Annotated in this window: 1 pseudogene; it reads right to left on the reverse strand. The window is 49.6% G+C overall.

Annotated features, from left to right (window positions below):
• Positions 1-189: pseudogene (locus ACTHS4_RS12055) on the reverse strand (rod shape-determining protein MreD); the annotation flags it as partial.
• Between the last annotated feature and the right edge of the window lie 73 nt (positions 190-262).

Raw genomic sequence — 262 nt, forward strand, 5'->3', positions numbered from 1 at the left:
AGCCAGTCCCATGCCTGCACGTTGCGGCTGGTTCAATGTCCAATATAGCAACATCAGTGCCGTCATTTCAGGCAGACAAAAGAATCCGTCAAAGGAAAACGGCATAAAGTCCAGTATCATCATCACAATGAGACTGGCCGCCATGATGTGCTGCGGTACTGCACGGTAAGAATCGTCAAAATCGTTCATGATATCAGCGTGGGGAAGAAGGGGCGGAAGAAAGTACCAAGAAACAACGGCTGCTGCGTAAAGCGTCCAAAGG

Source organism: Neisseria sp. P0014.S009 (assembly GCF_051958155.1).
GTDB lineage: Bacteria > Pseudomonadota > Gammaproteobacteria > Burkholderiales > Neisseriaceae > Neisseria > Neisseria flavescens_C.